The organism is Dellaglioa sp. CoH-55-MRSF-9, from assembly GCF_056782155.1.
Genome location: NZ_JBXAYG010000140.1, coordinates 1 through 250, shown reverse-complemented (window position 1 = coordinate 250; position 250 = coordinate 1). Strand labels below are relative to the sequence as shown.

Annotated in this window: 1 protein-coding gene; it reads right to left on the bottom strand. The window is 71.6% G+C overall.

Going from position 1 to position 250, the window contains the following annotated elements:
- Positions 1-250: FtsW/RodA/SpoVE family cell cycle protein (locus AC1RPV_RS08100; RefSeq protein WP_481764252.1), on the bottom strand; the 250-nt coding region annotated here is incomplete at both ends.

Genomic DNA, 250 nt, shown 5'->3' with positions numbered 1-250 from the left:
GACGACGGTCGTGCCGAGGTCGCCGCCGAGCACGACGACGCCGATCGCCGCGCCCGCGATGGGGAGGACGGGGAGGGCGACGTGCCGCCAGTCGTCGAGGAGGTCCTGCTTGCGCGACAGCACCACGCCGAGCCAGATGACGAGCGCGATCTTGATCGCCTCGGACGGCTGCCCCACGAACCCGCCGATCCGGATCCAGTTGCGGTTGCCGCCGATCTCCACGCCGAGCGGCGTCACCAGCACGAGGAAC